15 protein-coding genes are annotated in these 16,380 nt (G+C 75.8%); 1 reads left to right on the top strand and 14 read right to left on the bottom strand.

The genetic code is table 11. The features are described from left to right. Nucleotides 1–21: 21 nt before the first annotated feature. From HNR12_RS04635 to HNR12_RS04695, 13 genes are all read right to left on the bottom strand, one after another. Nucleotides 22–918, bottom strand: coding sequence for an SMP-30/gluconolactonase/LRE family protein (locus tag HNR12_RS04635; RefSeq protein WP_179766326.1), 897 nt, complete (start codon nt 916–918; stop codon nt 22–24). Beyond that, nucleotides 912–2,057, bottom strand: coding sequence for a galactonate dehydratase (gene dgoD, locus HNR12_RS04640; RefSeq protein WP_179766327.1), 1,146 nt, complete (start codon nt 2,055–2,057; stop codon nt 912–914). The genes HNR12_RS04635 and dgoD overlap by 7 nt, the downstream gene beginning before the upstream one ends. Next, nucleotides 2,054–2,782: a FadR/GntR family transcriptional regulator gene (locus HNR12_RS04645; protein ID WP_179770408.1), complete on the bottom strand. Its 729-nt coding sequence runs from the start codon at nt 2,780–2,782 to the stop codon at nt 2,054–2,056. Before HNR12_RS04645 ends, dgoD begins: the two co-directional genes overlap by 4 nt. 22 nt (nt 2,783–2,804) lie before the next feature. Next, the gene (locus HNR12_RS04650; protein WP_179766328.1) at nt 2,805–3,560 is read right to left on the bottom strand and encodes an SDR family NAD(P)-dependent oxidoreductase; all 756 of its coding nucleotides are present in this window, start codon (nt 3,558–3,560) and stop codon (nt 2,805–2,807) included. 20 nt (nt 3,561–3,580) lie between these two features. Next, entirely contained in the window at nt 3,581–4,543 is a 963-nt protein-coding gene (locus HNR12_RS04655; protein ID WP_179766329.1) for a DUF4380 domain-containing protein, read from the bottom strand. Then, a complete protein-coding gene (locus HNR12_RS04660) occupies nt 4,540–5,631 on the bottom strand; it encodes a zinc-dependent alcohol dehydrogenase family protein (protein WP_179766330.1) in 1,092 nt (363 codons plus the stop codon). Before HNR12_RS04660 ends, HNR12_RS04655 begins: the two co-directional genes overlap by 4 nt. Nucleotides 5,632–5,667: 36 nt before the next feature. After that, nucleotides 5,668–6,678 carry an ABC transporter permease gene (locus HNR12_RS04665; RefSeq protein WP_179766331.1) on the bottom strand — a complete coding sequence of 337 codons (1,011 nt, stop codon included), beginning with the start codon at nt 6,676–6,678 and terminating at the stop codon, nt 5,668–5,670. Nucleotides 6,679–6,690: 12 nt separating this feature from the next. After that, the gene (locus HNR12_RS04670) at nt 6,691–8,322 is read right to left on the bottom strand and encodes a sugar ABC transporter ATP-binding protein (RefSeq protein ID WP_179766332.1); all 1,632 of its coding nucleotides are present in this window, start codon (nt 8,320–8,322) and stop codon (nt 6,691–6,693) included. 62 nt (nt 8,323–8,384) lie between these two features. Continuing rightward, complete coding sequence (locus HNR12_RS04675; RefSeq protein ID WP_179766333.1) at nt 8,385–9,422, bottom strand: substrate-binding domain-containing protein; 1,038 nt, start codon at nt 9,420–9,422, stop codon at nt 8,385–8,387. Nucleotides 9,423–10,501: 1,079 nt separating this feature from the next. Further along, nucleotides 10,502–11,731, bottom strand: a complete 1,230-nt coding sequence (locus HNR12_RS04680) for a sigma-70 family RNA polymerase sigma factor (protein WP_179766334.1) — start codon at nt 11,729–11,731, stop codon at nt 10,502–10,504. A gap of 108 nt (nt 11,732–11,839) precedes the next feature. Next, nucleotides 11,840–12,262, bottom strand: coding sequence for a YciI family protein (locus HNR12_RS04685; protein WP_179766335.1), 423 nt, complete (start codon nt 12,260–12,262; stop codon nt 11,840–11,842). Between the two features lie 284 nt (nt 12,263–12,546). Further along, nucleotides 12,547–13,278, bottom strand: a complete 732-nt coding sequence (locus tag HNR12_RS04690) for a hypothetical protein (RefSeq protein WP_179766336.1) — start codon at nt 13,276–13,278, stop codon at nt 12,547–12,549. A 186-nt stretch (nt 13,279–13,464) separates the two neighbouring features. Next, the gene (locus HNR12_RS04695; protein WP_179766337.1) at nt 13,465–14,058 is read right to left on the bottom strand and encodes a sugar O-acetyltransferase; all 594 of its coding nucleotides are present in this window, start codon (nt 14,056–14,058) and stop codon (nt 13,465–13,467) included. A gap of 200 nt (nt 14,059–14,258) precedes the next feature. On the opposite strand from HNR12_RS04695, the gene HNR12_RS04700 reads away from it, so the two are divergent. Beyond that, nucleotides 14,259–14,840, top strand: a complete 582-nt coding sequence (locus tag HNR12_RS04700) for a hypothetical protein (RefSeq protein ID WP_179766338.1) — start codon at nt 14,259–14,261, stop codon at nt 14,838–14,840. A gap of 13 nt (nt 14,841–14,853) precedes the next feature. On the opposite strand, the gene HNR12_RS04705 is transcribed toward HNR12_RS04700, so the two are convergent. Continuing rightward, nucleotides 14,854–16,296, bottom strand: a complete 1,443-nt coding sequence (locus tag HNR12_RS04705; RefSeq protein WP_338119721.1) for an aminotransferase-like domain-containing protein — start codon at nt 16,294–16,296, stop codon at nt 14,854–14,856. Nucleotides 16,297–16,380 lie beyond the last annotated feature (84 nt).

Consider the following 16,380-nt stretch of genomic DNA (forward strand, 5'->3'; position numbering starts at 1 on the left):
CGACGCACACCACCGGCGCGCTCACAACGCGTCCCCGAACTCCGCGGCGGGCCGGGCGGGCACGTCGGCGGGTACGCGAAACACCGCGCCGTCGGCGTCGGCGGCCTCCTCCAGGCCGATCCGGGCGGTGGCCGCGAACAGGTGCGGCCGGTCCGCGCCCACCACGCACACGCTCGCGGGCTGGGCGGCGGGCAGGCGCACCACGCGCTCCAGGGCGCCCTCGGGGGTGTAGCGGTGGACGCGCCCGGTGCCCCAGACCGCCGTCCACAGGTGACCGGCGTCGTCGACCTGCATGCCGTCGGGGCTGCCCTCGGTCAGGCGGGCGAACACGCGGGGCGGCCCCGGCTCGCCGTCGCCGTCGAGCGCGAACACGTCGATCCGGCCCTCGGCGCTGTCGGCCAGGTACATCAGCCGCCCGTCGGGGGAGAACGCCGGGCCGTTGGGGATGGTGTAGCCCTCCAGCACCCGGTGCACGGCGCCGCCGGGGTCGGCCCGGTACAGCGCGCCCGCCCCGGGGGTGCCGTCGTAGGCCATCGACCCGGCCCAGAAGCGCCCGGCGGGGTCGCAGCAGCCGTCGTTCATGCGCATGGCGGTGGGGGCGCCGTCCTCGGGGCGCGCCAGCCACTCCACGCCGGGGGCACGGCCCTCGCGCACGGTCAGCAGCGCCACCCCGGTGCCGGCGGCGGCGACGTAGACCTCGCCGGAACCGCGCACGGGCGCGACCGCGCCCAGGGGGACGTCCACCTCGGCCAGGAGCCGGGCGGGCCCCGGGTGCTCGGGGTCCAGGGCGAACAGCCGGCCCGCGAGGATGTCCACCCCCAGCAGGCCCGCGGCGGTCCACCGCAGCCCCTCGCCCAGTTCGAACCGGTCCGGTGCCCAGGCGCGCACCGCTGCCTCCACCGCTTCCTCCCCTACCATTCGGCGAACGATCCGTCGTCGTGGCTCCACACCGGCGGGCGCCAGCGGTGCCCCACCCGGTCGGCCGCGCGCACCGCGTCCTCGTCGACCGCCACGCCCAGGCCCGGCGCCTCGGTGCGGCGCATGTGGCCGTCGGGGAAGGCGAACACCCCGGTGTCCAGGACGTAGTCGAGCAGTTCGGCCTCCCGGTTGTAGTGGATGCCGATGCCCTGCTCCTGGATGAGGAAGTTGGGCGTGGCGAACGCGACCTGGAGGCTGGCCGCCAGCGCCACCGGCCCCAGCGGGCAGTGCGGGGCCAGCAGGGCGTCGTAGGTCTCGGCCAGCGCCGCGATCCGCCGCACCTCGGAGATGCCGCCCGCGTGGGACAGGTCGGGCTGGGCGACCGCGATCCCGGCCTGCAGCGCGGGCAGGAAGTCGCCGCGGGAGTACAGGCGCTCGCCGGTGGCGATGGGCACCGGGCTGGCACCCACGACGTCGGCGAGCCGGTGCCCGTACTCCGGCAGCACCGGCTCCTCCACGAACATGGGGCGCAGCGGCTCCAGCAGCGGCAGCACCCGGCGCGCGGCGGCGGCGTTGAACCGGCCGTGGAAGTCCACGGCCACGTCCCGGTCGTCGCCCAGCACCGCGCGGACCTGGGCCAGCCGCTCCACCACGGCGTCGATCTCGCGGACGGTGGGCGAGCGGCCCACCACCCCGGCGGCGTTCATCTTCACCGCCGTGAGCCCGGACTCCACGCGCGCGGCGACGGCCTCGCCCAGCTGCGCGGGGTCGTCGCCGCCGACCCAGCCGTAGACGCGCACCCGGTCGCGGACCGGTCCGCCCAGCAGCCGGTACACCGGAACGCCCAGCCGCTTGCCGGCGATGTCCCACAGCGCCTGGTCGAGCCCTGCCACGGCGCTGGAGAGCACCGGGCCGCCCCGGTAGAAGGCGGCCTTGGTCAGGCGCTGCCAGTGGTGCTCGATCGCCGTGGGGTCCTCGCCCAGGAGCAGGTCGGACAGCTCCTCGACGGCGGCGCGCACCGTCGCGGCGCGGCCCTCCACCACCGGTTCGCCCCACCCGACGACGCCCTCGTCGGTCTCCACGCAGCACAGCAGCCACCGCGGGGCGACCAGGAACGTCTCGATGCGGGTGATCCTCATGCGGGTCTCTCCAGTTCGTCGTCGGCGCCGTCGCCGGTGGCGCCGAACAGGTCCTCGTCGGCCTGCTCCAGCAGCGAGCGCATCGCGGTCTCGGCGGCGGCCGGGTCGCCCGCGGCGACGGCCTCGGTGACCGAGGTGTGGCTGGGCACGGGGTCCTTGTGGGCGCCCGCGTGCACCAGGCGGTCGCGTTCGACCAGGCCCGCGGCCAGGAAGATGTCGGTGCGGGTGTACAGCTCGTTGTGGGTGGCCGCCAGCAGCGCGCGGTGCCAGCGCAGGTCGCTGGCCGCGGCCTCCTCGGGCGAGGACCCGTGGCTGTCGGCCATCGCCCGCACCGCCGCGCGCAGCTCGGCCACGTCGGCGTCGGTGCGGCGCAGCGCCGCCAGCCGGGCGGCGGTGGGCTCCAGGGCGCCGCGCAGCTCGGCCAAGTCGCGGAAGAACAGGTCGCCGGCTCCGGTGGCGACCTGCCACTTGACGACGTCGGGGTCGAGCAGGTTCCAGTCGGCCCGGGGCCGCACGAACGTCCCCTTGCGCTGCCGCGACCCGACCAGCCCTTTGGCGGCCAGGACCTTGATCGCCTCCCGGATGGCCGTGAGGCTCAGGCCCAGGTCGGCGCTGAGCGCGGCCAGGTCGATGGTCTCCCCCTCGGCGATCTCGCCGGAGAGCACGCGTTCGCCCAGCAGCTGCACGATCTGCCCGTGGACCCCGCGTTCGGAGTAGGCCGCCATCATGTCCTTCCTCTCACGCGCCTCACGACGACGCCTTGTAGATACTCCATCCTCCGTCGACCGGAAGGCTCACCCCGGTGACGTAGGAGGCGTCGGCGGAGGCGAGGAACGACACCGCGGCGGCGACCTCGTCGGGCTCGCCCATGCGCCCCGCGGCGGTCTGGGCGGCGCTGTCGCGGCGGTCGTCCTCGCCGATCTCCTCCCAGGCGGCGGTGAGGATGGGTCCGGGCAGCACGCAGTTGACCCGCACCCGCGGCCCGTACTCCACGGCCAGCTGCCGGGCCAGCGCGGTGAGCCCGCCCTTGGTGGCGGCGTAGGCGGGCCGGCCCGGCAGCCCGAACCAGGCGTGCACGGAGGACACCAGCACGACGGAGCCGCCGGTGGCGGTCAGGTCCGCCAGGCAGGCCCGCACCCCCAGGAAGGCCCCGGTGAGGTTGACGGCGAGCTGGCGCTCCCAGGAGGCGGGCGAGGTCTCGTGGGCGGGCGCGACCTGGACGGTGTAGGCGTTGGAGACGAGCACGCCGACCGGGCCGAACGCGGTGCGGGCGGTGTCCACGACGCGCGCCCAGTCCGCCTCGTCGGCGGCGTCGGCGCGCACCGCCACGGCGCGGCCGCCCTCGGCGCGCACGCGCGCGGCCGCCTCCTCCACCTCCGGGGACAGGTCGGTCAGGACCACCCCGGCACCCTCGGCGGCCAGGCGGCGGGCGGCGGCCGCGCCGATCCCCCGGGCCGCGCCGGTGACCACCGCGGTGGCCCCCTCGTGTCTGCTGTGTGCCATGTCTCTCCTGCGACTGTGTCCTAGGCCCCGGCGGGCGCCAGGTCGAACGCGATGCTCAGCGAGGCCTCCTCGCCGGGGGCGAGCTCGGTGAGCGGCCCCAGCACCTCGCACTCCACCACCCGGTCTTGGGGCCGCAGCCCGCCCAAGTGCGCCAAGGGGTGCTCCAGCGGGTACTCCAGCCACACCTCGACCCGCGACCCCTGGTCGGGGTAGGCGCCCGGCGCCGGGGTGAAAGTCTGGGTCAGAGCGCCGGCGGCGCCCACGTGGCGGATCCAGCCCGCGGCGGTGGGGAACCCGACCTTGCCGACCACGTCCTGGGCGGGCACCCGCAGCACGCCGGGCGCGTGCTCGACCACGCGGGGGGTGGCGTCACCGGCGACCAGGGGCACGGTGTGCGGCCCCTCGCCGGCCACGCCGACGTAGACGCCGCCGTCGTCGGCGCGCGCGGCGCCGTCGAGCTGGGTGACGTTCCACAGCGCCCAGGTGCGCGGGGCGTCGGCGGTGTTGCGCGCGGTCAGGTCCAGCCGGTACCCGGAAGCGCCGGGCTCCAGGGTGATCCGGCGGCGCAGGCGCAGGCCGGTGCGCGGGTCGTCGCCGCTGGTCATGGTGAGCACGGCGGCGCCGCCGCCGAGGGCGCCGACCTCGGCGGCGTAGGCCCCGGAGTCCAGCACGGGGTCGGGCGGGCCGGCCCACTCTCCGGGGCCCGACCAGCCCTGCGGGGCCGGCCAGGTCTTGTCGCCGCCGACGTTGTTCCAGGCGCTCATCGGCCCCTCGACGGGGTCGAGGCGCACGCCCTCGCGGCGCCGCAGGCCGGCGTCGAGCAGGCGCGGGTTGCGGTACAGGAACTCCCGGCCGGCCAGGCGCAGCGACAGCACGCGCCCGCCCAGGCCGGGTGCGGCGGTCAGCCGCAGCACGCCGTTGTCCAGGACCACGCGCTCGTCGGGCCCGGCGCCCTCGCGCGCGGCGCGCACCGGCCCGCTCACCGCTGCCCCGCCCCGGCGGTCAGCACGACCTTGCCGCGGCTCTCCCCCGCCGCCAGCCGGTAGGCGGCGTCGGCGTCGGCGAGGTCGAAGCGGTCGGAGACCACCCGCTCGGGCGACAGCCCCCAGCGCACCAGGTTGCGGGCCAGCTCGGCCATGGCCGGCAGGGAGGTCACCCAGGACGCGTACAGCGTGAGCTGCTTGTGCAGGAGGGTGTCGGAGACCTCGGTCTCCAGGGTGCCGCCCTCCCCCACCAGCGACACCCGCCCCCACTCGGCGGCCTGCTCCAGGGCCAGCGAGCGGCCCGGCCGCGAACCCGAGCAGTCGATCACCGTGGCGGCGCCGCGCCCGGCGGTTGCGGCGGCGACCGTGTCGGCCGCCTCCTCGGGCGCGGCCACGGCGTCGAAGACGTCGAGGCCGGCCGCCCAGTCGCGGCGCCGCCGGGAGGGCTCCACGCCGATGACGCGGGCGGCGCCCATGCCCCGGCCGACCATCCCGGCCGCCAGCCCGACGGGGCCCAGGCCGACGACGAGCAGGTCGCCGTCGCCGTTGACCCCGATGCGCCGCAGGCCCTCGTAGGCGGTGCCGAACCCGCAGGCGATGAGGGCGCCGTCCACGAACGACAGCTCGTCGGGCAGCGGGACGCAGGTGGACTCCTCGGCCAGCAGGTACTGGGCGTGGCCGCCGTCGCGCTGCCAGCCGTAGGCGGCCCGCGCCGGGGCGGTGCAGCTGATCATGAACCCGCGGCGGCAGTTGTCGCACAGCCCGCACCCGGCGATGTGGTAGACGATCACCCGGTCGCCGGGGCCGAACCGGCGGCAGCCGGCCCCGGCCCGCACGACCGTGCCCGAGGGCTCGTGCCCGGCGACGACCCCGCGGTAGGCGGGGCCGTCGATGCCCCGGTGGGTCTTGTGCTCGTGGTAGATGAACCCGATGTCGCTGCCGCAGATGCCCGACGCGCCGATGCGCAGCAGCACCTGGCCGGGGCCGGGCTCGGGCACGGGCAGGGTGTCGACCACGGCGGTGGAGTCGCCCGGCAGCCGGACCCCGCGCATGGTCGCGGGCGTCGGCGCGGTGGTGGTCGTGTTCAACGCGGTTCCTTCCTCTCTCGCAGCCCGCCGCGGCCCTCAAGTGAGGCGGTTGGCGGCCGAGCGGCTGTTGACCAGGACGTTCACCAGGACGGCGGCGACGATGATGAGGCCGCGCACGACGTCCTGGAAGAAGGGGTTGACGCCCAGCAGCACCAGGCCGTTGGCGATGACGCTGATGAACACCACGCCCAGGAACGTGCCCAGCAGGGACCCGCGCCCGCCGGCCAGCGCGGTGCCGCCGATGACCACGGCCGCGATGACGTCGAACTCCAGTCCGGCGGCCGCGCCGCCGTTGCCCGATCCCAGCCGGGCGGCCAGCAGGATCCCGGTGATGGCGGCGAGCAGGCCGGTGGTGGCGAACAGCAGCACCCGCACCCGGGTGACGTTCAGCCCGGCCAGGCGGGCGGCGGCGGCGTTGCCGCCGATGGCGTAGACCGAGCGCCCGTAGGCGGTGTAGCGGGCCACGTAGGCGAACACCGCGAACAGGGCGAGCATGACCAGGGCGGAGGTGGGGACGCCCAGGACCGATCCGCCCAGGACGTCGAAGACGGCGCTCTCGGGCAGCGGCACGGGCAGCGCGTCGGTCATGTACAGCGCGAGCCCGCCCAGGACGCTCCACAGGCCCAGCGTGGTGATGAAGGAGGGGACGTTGAACCGGGCGCGCAGCCACCCGGCCAGGGCGCCCCAGGCCACACCCAGCAGCAGGGTGAGGGCGATCGCCCCGGCCACGCCGAGGTTCCACTCGGCGGCGCCCTTGGCGACCAGGACCGAGGCGAAGGCCACGGCCGGGCCGATGCTGATGTCGATCTCGCCCGCCACGATCACCAGCGTCACGCCCCAGGCGGCGATGCCGATGGTCGCGGCGTTGCGCAGCAGGCCGAGCTGGTTGTCCAGGCTCAGGAAGCCGCTGGCGGAGGCGCCGAGCACGACGTAGAGGAGCACGATGGCGGCCAGCAGGCCGATCTCGTTGAGCCTGCGGCCGTAGCGGCCGACGAGGTCGCGCCGCGCGGGGGCGGCGGCGCCGGGGACTGGGGTGGTGGTGGTCATTGCTACCTCGCCTCAGGCCGCCATCGCGGCGGTCATGATGTTGTCCAGGGTGATGTCGTCGCCGGTGAGCTCCCGCTCCAGCCGGCCCGCGCGCAGGGTGAGCACCCGGTCGCACACCAGGGGCAGCTCCTCCAGCTCGCTGGAGACGAAGAGGACCGCCGCGCCGTGGTCGGCCAGCTCGCGCACGATCCGGTAGATCTGCGCCTTGGCCTCCACGTCGACGCCGCGCGTGGGCTCGTCCAGCAGCAGGATCCGGCTCCTGGCGTGCAGCCAGCGGCCGATGACGGCCTTCTGCTGGTTGCCGCCGCTGAGGTTGACGATCGGGGTGTCGGGCCGGGCGGTCTTGATGGAGAGGCGCTCGACCAGGCCGCGGCCGATGGCCGACACCCGCGAGGGCCGCACGGTGCCGGCGGTGGAGGCGCCGCCGAACCAGGTCAGCACCATGTTCTCCGAGACCCCCAGCAGGGGGACGACGCCCTCGCCCTTGCGGTCCTCGGGGGTGATGCCCACGCCCAGGCGCTTCATGGCGCGGGGCGTGCGGCGGGCCACGGTGTCGCCCTCCACCGCGACGGTGCCCGTGGAGGGGGCGAAACCGGCCAGGGCGCGCAGGACCTCGGTGCGGCCCGAGCCCATGAGCCCGGCCAGCCCCAGCACCTCGCCGGGGTAGAGGTCGAAGGAGACCGCGTCCACCTTGGGCGGCACGGCCAGGTCGCGCACCGACAGCAGCGGGGTGCCCGAGCGGTCGACCGCCCCGGCGGGGCGGCGCACCGGCTCCTCCTCCTCGCGGCCCAGCATGAGCGACACGATGCGGGCGGTGGTGGCCCCGCGCACCGGGGTGGTCTCCACGACCGCGCCGTCGCGCATGACGGTGACGGTGTCGGCGACCCGGCGGATCTCGTCCAGGCGGTGGCTGACGTAGACGACGCCGACACCGCGCCCGGCGACGCGGGTGACCGCGGCCAGCACGATCTCGGCCTCGCCGGCGGCCAGGGCGCTGGTGGGCTCGTCGAGGATGAGCAGCCGGGGGCGCGAGCGCAGCGCCCGCGCGATCTCCACGAGCTGCTGCTGGGCCAGGGGCAGCTCGCCGACGGGGGTGTCGGGGTCGATGTCGACGCCCAGTTCCGCGAACGCCTCGCGGGCGCCGGCCCGGATGGCGGTGTGGTCGATCCGGCCGCCGGCGGTGGGCCAGGCGCCCAGGCAGAGGTTCTCGGCCGCCGAGAGCTGGGGCACCAGGCTCAGCTCCTGGTGGACGGTGCCGACGCCGAGTTCGGCGGCCCGGCGGACGCCGCCGTCGGCCAGGGGCGTGCCGCCGATCTCGACGGTGCCCTCATCCGGGGTCTCCACCCCGCACAGCAGGCGGATGAGGGTGGACTTGCCGGCGCCGTTGCGGCCCAGCAGCGCGCGGACCTCGCCGGCGCGGACCTCGAAGTCGACGCCGTCCAGAGCCCGGACTCCCGGGTAGGACTTGGCCACGGCGCGCGTGGCGGCCACGACGGCGCCGGGGGCGGAGGCGGGGGCGCCGGTGCCGGGGGCGGTGCCGGGAACACTGCCGGGGACACTGCCGGGGGCGGTGTTGGAGGCGGGGCCGTTCGGGGCGGCCCGACCGGGGCCGGGTGCCGCCGAGGACGGGGTGTCGCTGCTCATGGGTGTCTCCACTCCTGGGCGTGAGCGTGGGTGCGGGCGGGAGAAGCGGGCGCGGCCACGGGTCAGGGGATCCCGTCCGGGTGCTCCTCCAGCCACCGGGCGCCGTCCTCGGGCGTGGTGTAGAGGTCGATGGGCGCGTCCGTGATGAACTCCTCGGGCGCGTCGCCCGCGATGATCTCCTCGACCGTCTCCCCGGCCATGCGGCCCACGACCAGGCCGGAGATGTCGACGTTGGCCTTGAGCACGGTGTGGTCGGCCAGGGCGCGGGCCGCGTCGGTGGACATGTCGCTGCCGAAGACCACCACCTCGCCCGCGCGTCCGCCGGCGTTGACCGCGCGCACCGCGCCCATGGTGGCGCCGCCCGCCTCGCCGTAGAAGGCGTCGACGTCGGGGTGGGCGGTCAGCACGCGCTCGCCCACCTCGACGGCCTCGTCGATCGTGGCGCCCTGCTGGTTGGCGACGATCTCGGCATCGGGCAGGCGGGCGAACAGCGCCTCCTCGAAGCCCTCGCGCCGCTGGACGCAGACCTCGACGAACTCGCAGTTGAGGACGGCGATGTCGGGGTCGGTGACGCCCTCGCTCTCGAAGTGGTCGGCGGCGGCCTCGCCGAGAAGGCGGCCGAACTCGTGGGGGTCGCCCAGGATGTAGGAGGTGACGTACTTGCGGGCCGCCTCGTCGTTGATGCAGGTGTTGTAGCAGACGACGGGGATGCCGCTCTCGTGGGCCAGCCGCACCGCCGGGACGGAGGCGGTCGCCGAGACCGGGGAGAGCACGAGGGCGTCGACCCCGGCCGAGGCCGTGACGTCCACGAACGTGCTCTCCTCGGACGCGTCGCCCTGGGCGTTCAGCTCCAGCAGCTGGAACCCGCGCCCCTGCTCCTCGGCGTGGTCGCGCAGCCCCTCGCGCACCCCGGCGTAGTAGCCCTGCGCGTCCATGTAGACGATGCCGACGCGCCCGTTCTCACCGAGCCTGCCCCCGGCGCACCCCGCGAGGGAGACCAGGCACAGCACCGCCGCCGCGGCGGCGAAGGCACGGGTGCCGAGGCGGGCGCGGCCGCCGGCGCGGTCACGCCCGGGCGGGCGCTGCGGCCATCGAGACATGGGGGACCTCCCTGGGGTACAGGCACCCGCCTCACCTGGGAGGATGCCGTCCTGACTGGCTGAGAGCATGCCACTGTGCGCTAGGTCTCGTCAATGATAAATACTAATTAATTATTTTTTCCGGACAGGTGGTGCGAGAGCGAGGAGACGGCGCCGGGCGCCGGAGCGGACGCGGACGTGAGAGCGGACGCAGGGGGAGGGCGGACACAGGCGGGGAGGGGGACGCGAACTCGGATACCGGCACAGGAGGGCGACCACCGCTTCTCCGAGCGGATCGCCGGGCTGCGACGGGGCAGCGAGGACGGCGAGGGGCCGGGCAGGCGACCACCGGCCCCGGCTCGCGCTCTGCACCGGCGACGGTGGTTCCCAACGGCGGCCGCGCACCCGGGGCGCGGGAATCACGCCCAAGGGGTGAGGGCGGTCCACGCTCGGACACCGCGGTCGGCGGGACCGGAGCGACAAGGCACGAAGCTCTGAAGGCGGTTCAGCGCCGCCCCTTCTTCAAGGGAGAGGCTCCAGCCGCCGAGTCGCGGCCCATCCTCGGTCGCCGTCGACCCGCGTGCCGCCGAACCCGACAAGCCGGCAGCGCGCATGTCTCATGGAGCGAGACGATTGGGGCTGCTTTCACGACGGTCTACGCGCCACGGCAGCCCGTGTGAACGCGAGCGCATACCCGTCACATCAAGAAGCGGGCATAAGGGGCAAATCGACACGCCCCAGCGCATGACGTCTCACCATGTGGCCATCCAGCCACCGGAGAGTCCGCATCCTCCGTGAGCGACAGTCATCGGAAAGAGCGGGCAATACTCCCAAACCACCGGGCCTCTGCGCGACGACTTAGCGGCTCTCGCACCCGGCGCCCCTCCCGCGGGTCCTCAGACGCGCGGCCGCCCCCGGCTCCGGCACTCATCCCTCGGCAAACGCGCCCAGCCGCCGCCCCGCCTCAACCCGGCCGCCGACAGGCGAACCAATGGCCGCATGCCGAACACCCGTCACCTCGTCACGGCCCCGGCCCTCCGCCCCGTGTACCGACGGCCGCACGCGAACCGCCCGCCGCCCTCCCCGCCGCCTCTCGGGCCTTACAGCGTCGCGATGCGCTCCAACAGCACGGCGCGCTGGCGCTCGTTGCCCGCGAGGTCGGCCGCGCGCCGCAGTTCCTCGCGGGCCTCGTCGGTGCGGCCGAGGCGGGCGAGGAGCTCACCGCGCGCGCTGGGCAGCAGGTGGGAGCCGGCGAGCCGCTTGGCGTCGAGTTCCTCGTCGAGGATGCGCAGCGCCGTGGCCGGGTCGGCCGCCATCGACACCGCCACGGCGCGGTTCAGGGTCACCACCGGGTTCTTGGTGAGCTGCTCCAGCGCCGTGTAGAGGGTGACGATCTGCTCCCAGTCGGTGTCCGCGACGTCGGCCGCGCGGGCGTGGCAGGCGGCGATCGCGGCCTGCAGCCCGTAGGGCCCGCGCCCCCGCGCGAAGGCGTCGGCGCGCGCCAGGGCCGCGAGGCCGCGCGTGATCTGCCCCCGGTCCCAGCGGCTGCGGTCCTGGTCGGCCAGCAGGACCGGGCTGCCGTCGGGGCCCACCCGGGCGGCGAATCGCGACGCCTGGATCTCCATCAGCGCGACCAGCGCGTGCGCCTCGGGTTCGCGCGGGGCCAGCGCCGCCACCATGCGCCCGAGCCGCAGCGCCTCGCCGGCGAGGTCGGCCCGGATGACGCGATCGCCCGAGGTCGCCGCGTACCCCTCGGTGAAGACGAGGTAGACCACGGCGAGCACCGCCGACAGCCGCTTGCCCCACTCGTGGGGCTCGGGCACCGCGAAGGGCACCCGGGCCGCCGAGAGCGTCTTCTTGGCCCGCACGATGCGCTGCTGCATCGTCGGGACCGGTACGAGGAACATCCGCGCGATCTCCTCGGTGGTGAGACCGCTGACCACGCGCAGGGTGAGCGCCACCTGCGCCTCCCGGCTCAGCACCGGGTGGCAGGCCGCGAAGACGAGCTTGAGCACGTCGTCCTCGATCGGCTCCCACTCCTGCTCGGCCGCCGTGCCCAGGTCGTGGGCCATGGTCCGGTACCGCTCGTCGAGGCGCTCGCTGCGGCGCCACGCGTCGATCGCCCGGCGCTTGGCCACGGCGGTGAGCCAGGCGCCCGCGTTGCGCGGGACGCCCGACTCAGGCCACTGGGCGAGGGCGTCGGCGAGCGCGTCCTGGGCGAGGTCCTCGGCCAGGCCGACGTCGCCGACCATGCGCGCGACCGTGGCCACGACACGCGCTCCCTCGATGCGCCACACCGCCTCGACGGTGCGGCGGACGTCGTCGGTCACCGCGCCCCCGTCCGTTCGCCGCTCACTGCCGTCCTCGTTCCGCGTTCCGTCCGTGCCCGCCGCCGCCGTCGTCGTCACCGGGACTCCGCTCCGTGTCCGGTGGCGCCGTCACTCGGTGCCGAGGTCCTTGCGCCAGCCCTTCTCCTTCTCCAGGTACTCGTTGCCGGAGAAGTCCTCGAAGTCGCTCTCGTCGGTCACGCGGCGCACCTCAAGCTTGGACCCCGCGCCGAGGGGGGCGCGCTTGGCCCACTCCACGGCCTCCTCCTTGTTGGCGACCTGGATGATCCAGAAGCCGTTGAACAACTCGTGGATCTCGCCGTAGGGGCCGTCGGTGACGATGGGCTCCTCGGCGGCGAAGTCCACGACCGCCCCCTCCTCGGCGTCGCTCAGGCCCTCGCCCGACAGCAGGACGCCCGCCTTCATCATCGACTCGTTGTAGGCGCCCATCGCGTTGATCATCTCCTCGATGGGCATGTTCTTGGCGGCTTCGACGGCGGCGGCGTTAGCGCGCATGATGAGCATGTACTTCATGGTGGTTCTCCTCTGTTGTGCGAGCGGCGCCGTGATCCGCGCCTCTGACTAAGACGTCGAACGGCGCGGGCCCCGATCGACACAGTGGTGGATTTTTTCTCAGGAATTTCCGGCGGGGTCCGGGACAGCCCGCCGCCGGACATTCCCTACGCCTTCGCCGCGCCGGTGACCTGCGATTCCGGGAGCCGCAGAGCCCCGGGGCCGCCCGCCGCCCCACCGGTACCCGGCCCCCGTGCCGCCGCCGTCCTCCGCACCCGACCGCCCTGCCGGGCCCCGGACGTCCCCTACAGCCGCCTTTCCACCACCGGCCGCAGACCCTCAACGAAGTCGGAGTTGCGCGGGGGGACGAGCCACGTGCGCGGCCCCTCGGTGTCGTCGACGACGCTGGGCGGGCAGTACTCGGTGTCCAGGAAGGCGGTGTTGGCGCCCTCCACCTTGGCGGGGTCGCTGCGCAGCGGGAAGCCGCCGACGGTGCGGCCGGTGGCGGCCTCGCGCACCACCACCGTCATGCGGACCGCCGCGATCGCGAACGTGCCGTCCTGCATCCGGTAGGAGCAGTGCTCCAGGGGCTTTCCGACCGCGTCGTAGTACACGCACGCCACGACCTGCGCCGCAGTGCGCTCCTCGCCGCCCTCCTCGCCCTCGCCCCCATCGCCGCTATCGCCGTTCCCGGCCGGCCGCCACTCCTCGGGCAGTTCGTAGGCCCGCCCCGGCGGGTCGTCGCCGACGGCCATCTCGGCCTCCAGCGGCGCGCCGTCGCGCGTCCGCCGCGCGAAGTCCAGGGTGTCGACCACGGCGGCCGGATGCGGCGGGGCGCCCGCGTAGCCGGGGCTGTCGGGGTTGTAGGGGCGCGGGCGCGCGGCGGGCTCGCCGGGGGCGGGGGCGACCGGGCAGGCGGCGCTCGGACCGCCCGGCGGGTCGCCGCCGAGCCGGGGCGGGTTGAGGGCCAGTGCGACCGCCACACCGGCCGCGGCCGCGACGGCGGCGACCCACAGGGCCGGATGCCGCGCCGTCACCGGGTGGCCCTCGCTGCCGTGTCGGTCACCGCTGCCGTCTCCGTCCGTCGCCGTGCCCCCCGATCCTCCCGGCGGCGCACGGCGGCCCGCAAGGGGAGCCGCACGGGATCGGCGCGGATGTCGGGGCGGTGGCCGGATGCGGCCGCCGCGTGCCCGTGCCGCCGCAGGAGCGCCGCCCGTGCCGCCCTACTCCTCCTCGTGCAGGGTGCGCACCGGGCGGGCCGGGTTGCCCACGGCGACGACGTTGGCGGGCACGTCCCGGGTGACGACCGCCCCGGCGCCGATCACGCTGTTGTCGCCGATGGTGACCCCGGGCAGCACGATCGCGCCGCCGCCCAGCCACACGTTGTCGCCGATGGTGATCGGCCGGGCGGCCTCCAGCTTGTCGCGCCGGGGGCGCGGATCCAGGGGGTGGGTGGGGGTGAGCAGTTGGACGTTGGGGCCGAACTGGCAGTCCGCGCCGATGGTGATCGCGGCGACGTCCAGCGCGGTCAGGTTGTAGTTGACGAAGGTCCGGGCGCCGATGGCGATGTTGCTCCCGTAGTCGACGTGGAGCGGCGGCCGCACGTGCGCGCCCTCCCCCACCGACCCCAGCAGCTCCCGCAGCACCGCCTGGGCCGCCTCGGCGTCCTCCGCGAAGGCGGCCTGGAACCGCGCGGCCAGCCGCACGGCGCGCTGCTGGCGCCGGGCGATCTCGGGATCGTCGGCGATGTAGAGGTCTCCGGCGAGCATCCGCTCCAGGTTCGTACGGGGGTCGTCCGCGAAGTAGTCCGTCGCCATGGGATCCGACCGTACCGTCCGCGGCCGCCGCGGGGGCGGGTTACCGGCGGGCGCACCGCGCCGAGGCCGGAGGCTTCCCGCGCCGCGCTCCCCCGTCCGGGGGCCGTGTTCCCCCGCGCGGGTGAGGACCGCGGCCCGCTCCCCTTGCCACCGTTGACGCGGGCCGGACCGCCGGCCCCGACGCGGAAGAGGGGACACCCATGACAACCACGACGCCACCCCCGGCCCCCGCGGCCGCGGCCCGGATCCGGGCCGCGTGGCGGGCCGCGCACGAACCCGTGCCCGGCGTCCCCCGCTGGGCCCGCTACGCCGCCTACGCCGTTCCCCTCACCGTGCTGCCCTCCGGCCTGTGGCGGCTTCCGGTGGCCTTCCTCGAAGAGGTCGGCTTCGGCGAGCGGGTGTACATCGTGCTGCTGTCGGTGGTGTCGGAGCTGCTGGCCTTCACCGCCGTCGGTCTGGTCGCCGGGTGGGGCGAGCGGTTCCCGCGCTGGATCCCGTGGCTGCGCGGCCGCCGGGTGCCGACCCCCGCCGCGGTCGTCCCGGCCGCCGCCGGCGCCGTGCTCCTGACGGCCCTGTGGACCTGGACCTTCGCCACCCACTTCGCGGGGCTGACCGTGCGCGGCGACCCGATCCCCGCCGAGTTCCCCACCCAGGCGGGCGGCTGGCAGGCCGTCGTGCTCTACGCCTGCTACCTCCCCCTCGTCCTGTGGGGTCCGCTCCTGGCCGCCGTCACCTGGGCCTACTGGCGGCGCCGGCGGCGGTCGCCCCACGGCGGGGCCTGAGCCCCTCGCGGTGTCAGACCGCCAGCGCCCGCGACGGCGGTGTGTCCCGGTCGGGCTCCCCGCCCTCGTAGGCGCGCCAGGCCCGGGCCAGGCGCTCGGCCGCCGTGGTGAGGGTGGCGTGGTCGGCGAGGAAGTGGATGCGGACGAACTCCCGGCTGCCGCCGGAGGCGTCCAGGCCGCTGCCCGGCAGGACGGCGACACCGTGGCGCAGGGCCGTCTGGGCGAAGGAGTCGCCGTCGCCGTGCGGGAGGCGGACCCACAGGGTCTGGCCGCCGGGGACCGGCGGGGCCTGCCAGTCCGGCAGCCGCCGCGCGAGTTCGGTGCGCAGGTGGTCGTGGCGGGCGCGGCGGTCGGCCGCCCCGTCCGCGCACAGGGACTCCACGCGCGGCAGCAGCTCGGCGGCGGCGAGCTGCGCGGCGACGTTGCCGCCCAGGTCGTGGACGGCGCGCAGCCGGCCGAGGCGGTCGACGACCGGGCGCGGTGCGCGGATCCAGCCCACGCGCAGGCCGCCCCAGACGCTCTTGCTCAGGGAGCCCACCGAGATCACCGTCCGGCCGTAGGCGGCCAGCGGCGGCGGGGTGTCCCGGCCGGGGAAGGCGAGGTGGGCCAGGACCTCGTCGTCCACGAGCGGCACCCCGGCCGCCTCCGCCGCCGCCGCGAGCCGCCGGCGGACCAGCGGCGGCAGGACCGCCCCGGTGGGGTTGTGGTGGGTGGCGGCGACGTAGGCGAGGTCGGGGCGGCGGCCCCGGTCGCGCACGGCGCGCCCGAACCCGTCCAGGCCCACGGGCAGGGTCCGCACGGCGGCCGCCTGCTCGCGGAACGCCTCCAGGGCGCCGGGGTAGGTGGGCGCCTCGACCAGTGCCGTGCCGCCGGGCCCCACGAAGGCGCGGGCCAGCAGCGCCAGCGCCTGCTGGCCGCCGTTGGTGACGAGCACCTGGTCGGGCTCGGTGGGCACCCCGCGCCGCGCGTAGTGCTCGGCCACCGCGCGGCGCAGCCGGACGTGGCCCAGCGGGTGGTAGCCGATGTCGCCGGTCACCTCGCGCAGCCGCGCCAGCGCCCGCTCGTAGGCGGCCGGCAGGGCGGGCGGCGGCGCGTCGGGCGCGGCGCACGCCAGCAGGACGACGTCGTCGCGGGGCTCCAGCAGGTGGAGGAAGACCGGCGCGCCCGTGCTCTCGCGGGGGCCGGGCCGCACGGGTCCGGCCACCCGGGTGCCGCTGCCCTGCCGCCGCCGGATGCGGCCCTCACGGCGCAGCTCCTCGTAGGCGGCCACGACGGTCCCGCGCGCCACGGTGAGCGCGGCGGCCAGCGTGCGGTCGGGCGGCAGCGCGGTGCCGGGGGCAAGCTCGCCCTCGTCGATGAGGCGGCGCAGCCGCGCGGCGAGCAGGAGGTACAGCGGTCCGCGGCCGGCCGACCAGCGGCCCAGGCGGTCGGCCAGCGCGGCCGGGTCCATCGACATGAGCGCGCTCTTTCGAGGGGGTGTTCGGGGGGAGGGGTGGGGGATTGGTTCGTTCGGTGGACCAATTGTCGCGCATTGGCCCTG

This window comes from Streptomonospora nanhaiensis, from assembly GCF_013410565.1.
Classification (GTDB): Bacteria; Actinomycetota; Actinomycetes; order Streptosporangiales; family Streptosporangiaceae; genus Streptomonospora; species Streptomonospora nanhaiensis.

Excerpts from the sequence above, each read along its gene's own strand:
- HNR12_RS04635 (WP_179766326.1), bottom strand. The coding sequence starts at position 918 with ATGGTAGGGGAGGAAGCGGTGGAGGCAGCGGTGCGCGCCTGGGCACCG.
- dgoD (WP_179766327.1), bottom strand. The coding sequence starts at position 2,057 with ATGAGGATCACCCGCATCGAGACGTTCCTGGTCGCCCCGCGGTGGCTG.
- HNR12_RS04645 (WP_179770408.1), bottom strand. The coding sequence starts at position 2,782 with ATGGCGGCCTACTCCGAACGCGGGGTCCACGGGCAGATCGTGCAGCTG.
- HNR12_RS04650 (WP_179766328.1), bottom strand. The coding sequence starts at position 3,560 with ATGGCACACAGCAGACACGAGGGGGCCACCGCGGTGGTCACCGGCGCG.
- HNR12_RS04665 (WP_179766331.1), bottom strand. The coding sequence starts at position 6,678 with ATGACCACCACCACCCCAGTCCCCGGCGCCGCCGCCCCCGCGCGGCGC.
- HNR12_RS04670 (WP_179766332.1), bottom strand. The coding sequence starts at position 8,322 with ATGAGCAGCGACACCCCGTCCTCGGCGGCACCCGGCCCCGGTCGGGCC.
- HNR12_RS04675 (WP_179766333.1), bottom strand. The coding sequence starts at position 9,422 with ATGTCTCGATGGCCGCAGCGCCCGCCCGGGCGTGACCGCGCCGGCGGC.
- HNR12_RS04685 (WP_179766335.1), bottom strand. The coding sequence starts at position 12,262 with ATGAAGTACATGCTCATCATGCGCGCTAACGCCGCCGCCGTCGAAGCC.
- HNR12_RS04695 (WP_179766337.1), bottom strand. The coding sequence starts at position 14,058 with ATGGCGACGGACTACTTCGCGGACGACCCCCGTACGAACCTGGAGCGG.
- HNR12_RS04700 (WP_179766338.1), top strand. The coding sequence starts at position 14,259 with ATGACAACCACGACGCCACCCCCGGCCCCCGCGGCCGCGGCCCGGATC.
- HNR12_RS04705 (WP_338119721.1), bottom strand. The coding sequence starts at position 16,296 with ATGTCGATGGACCCGGCCGCGCTGGCCGACCGCCTGGGCCGCTGGTCG.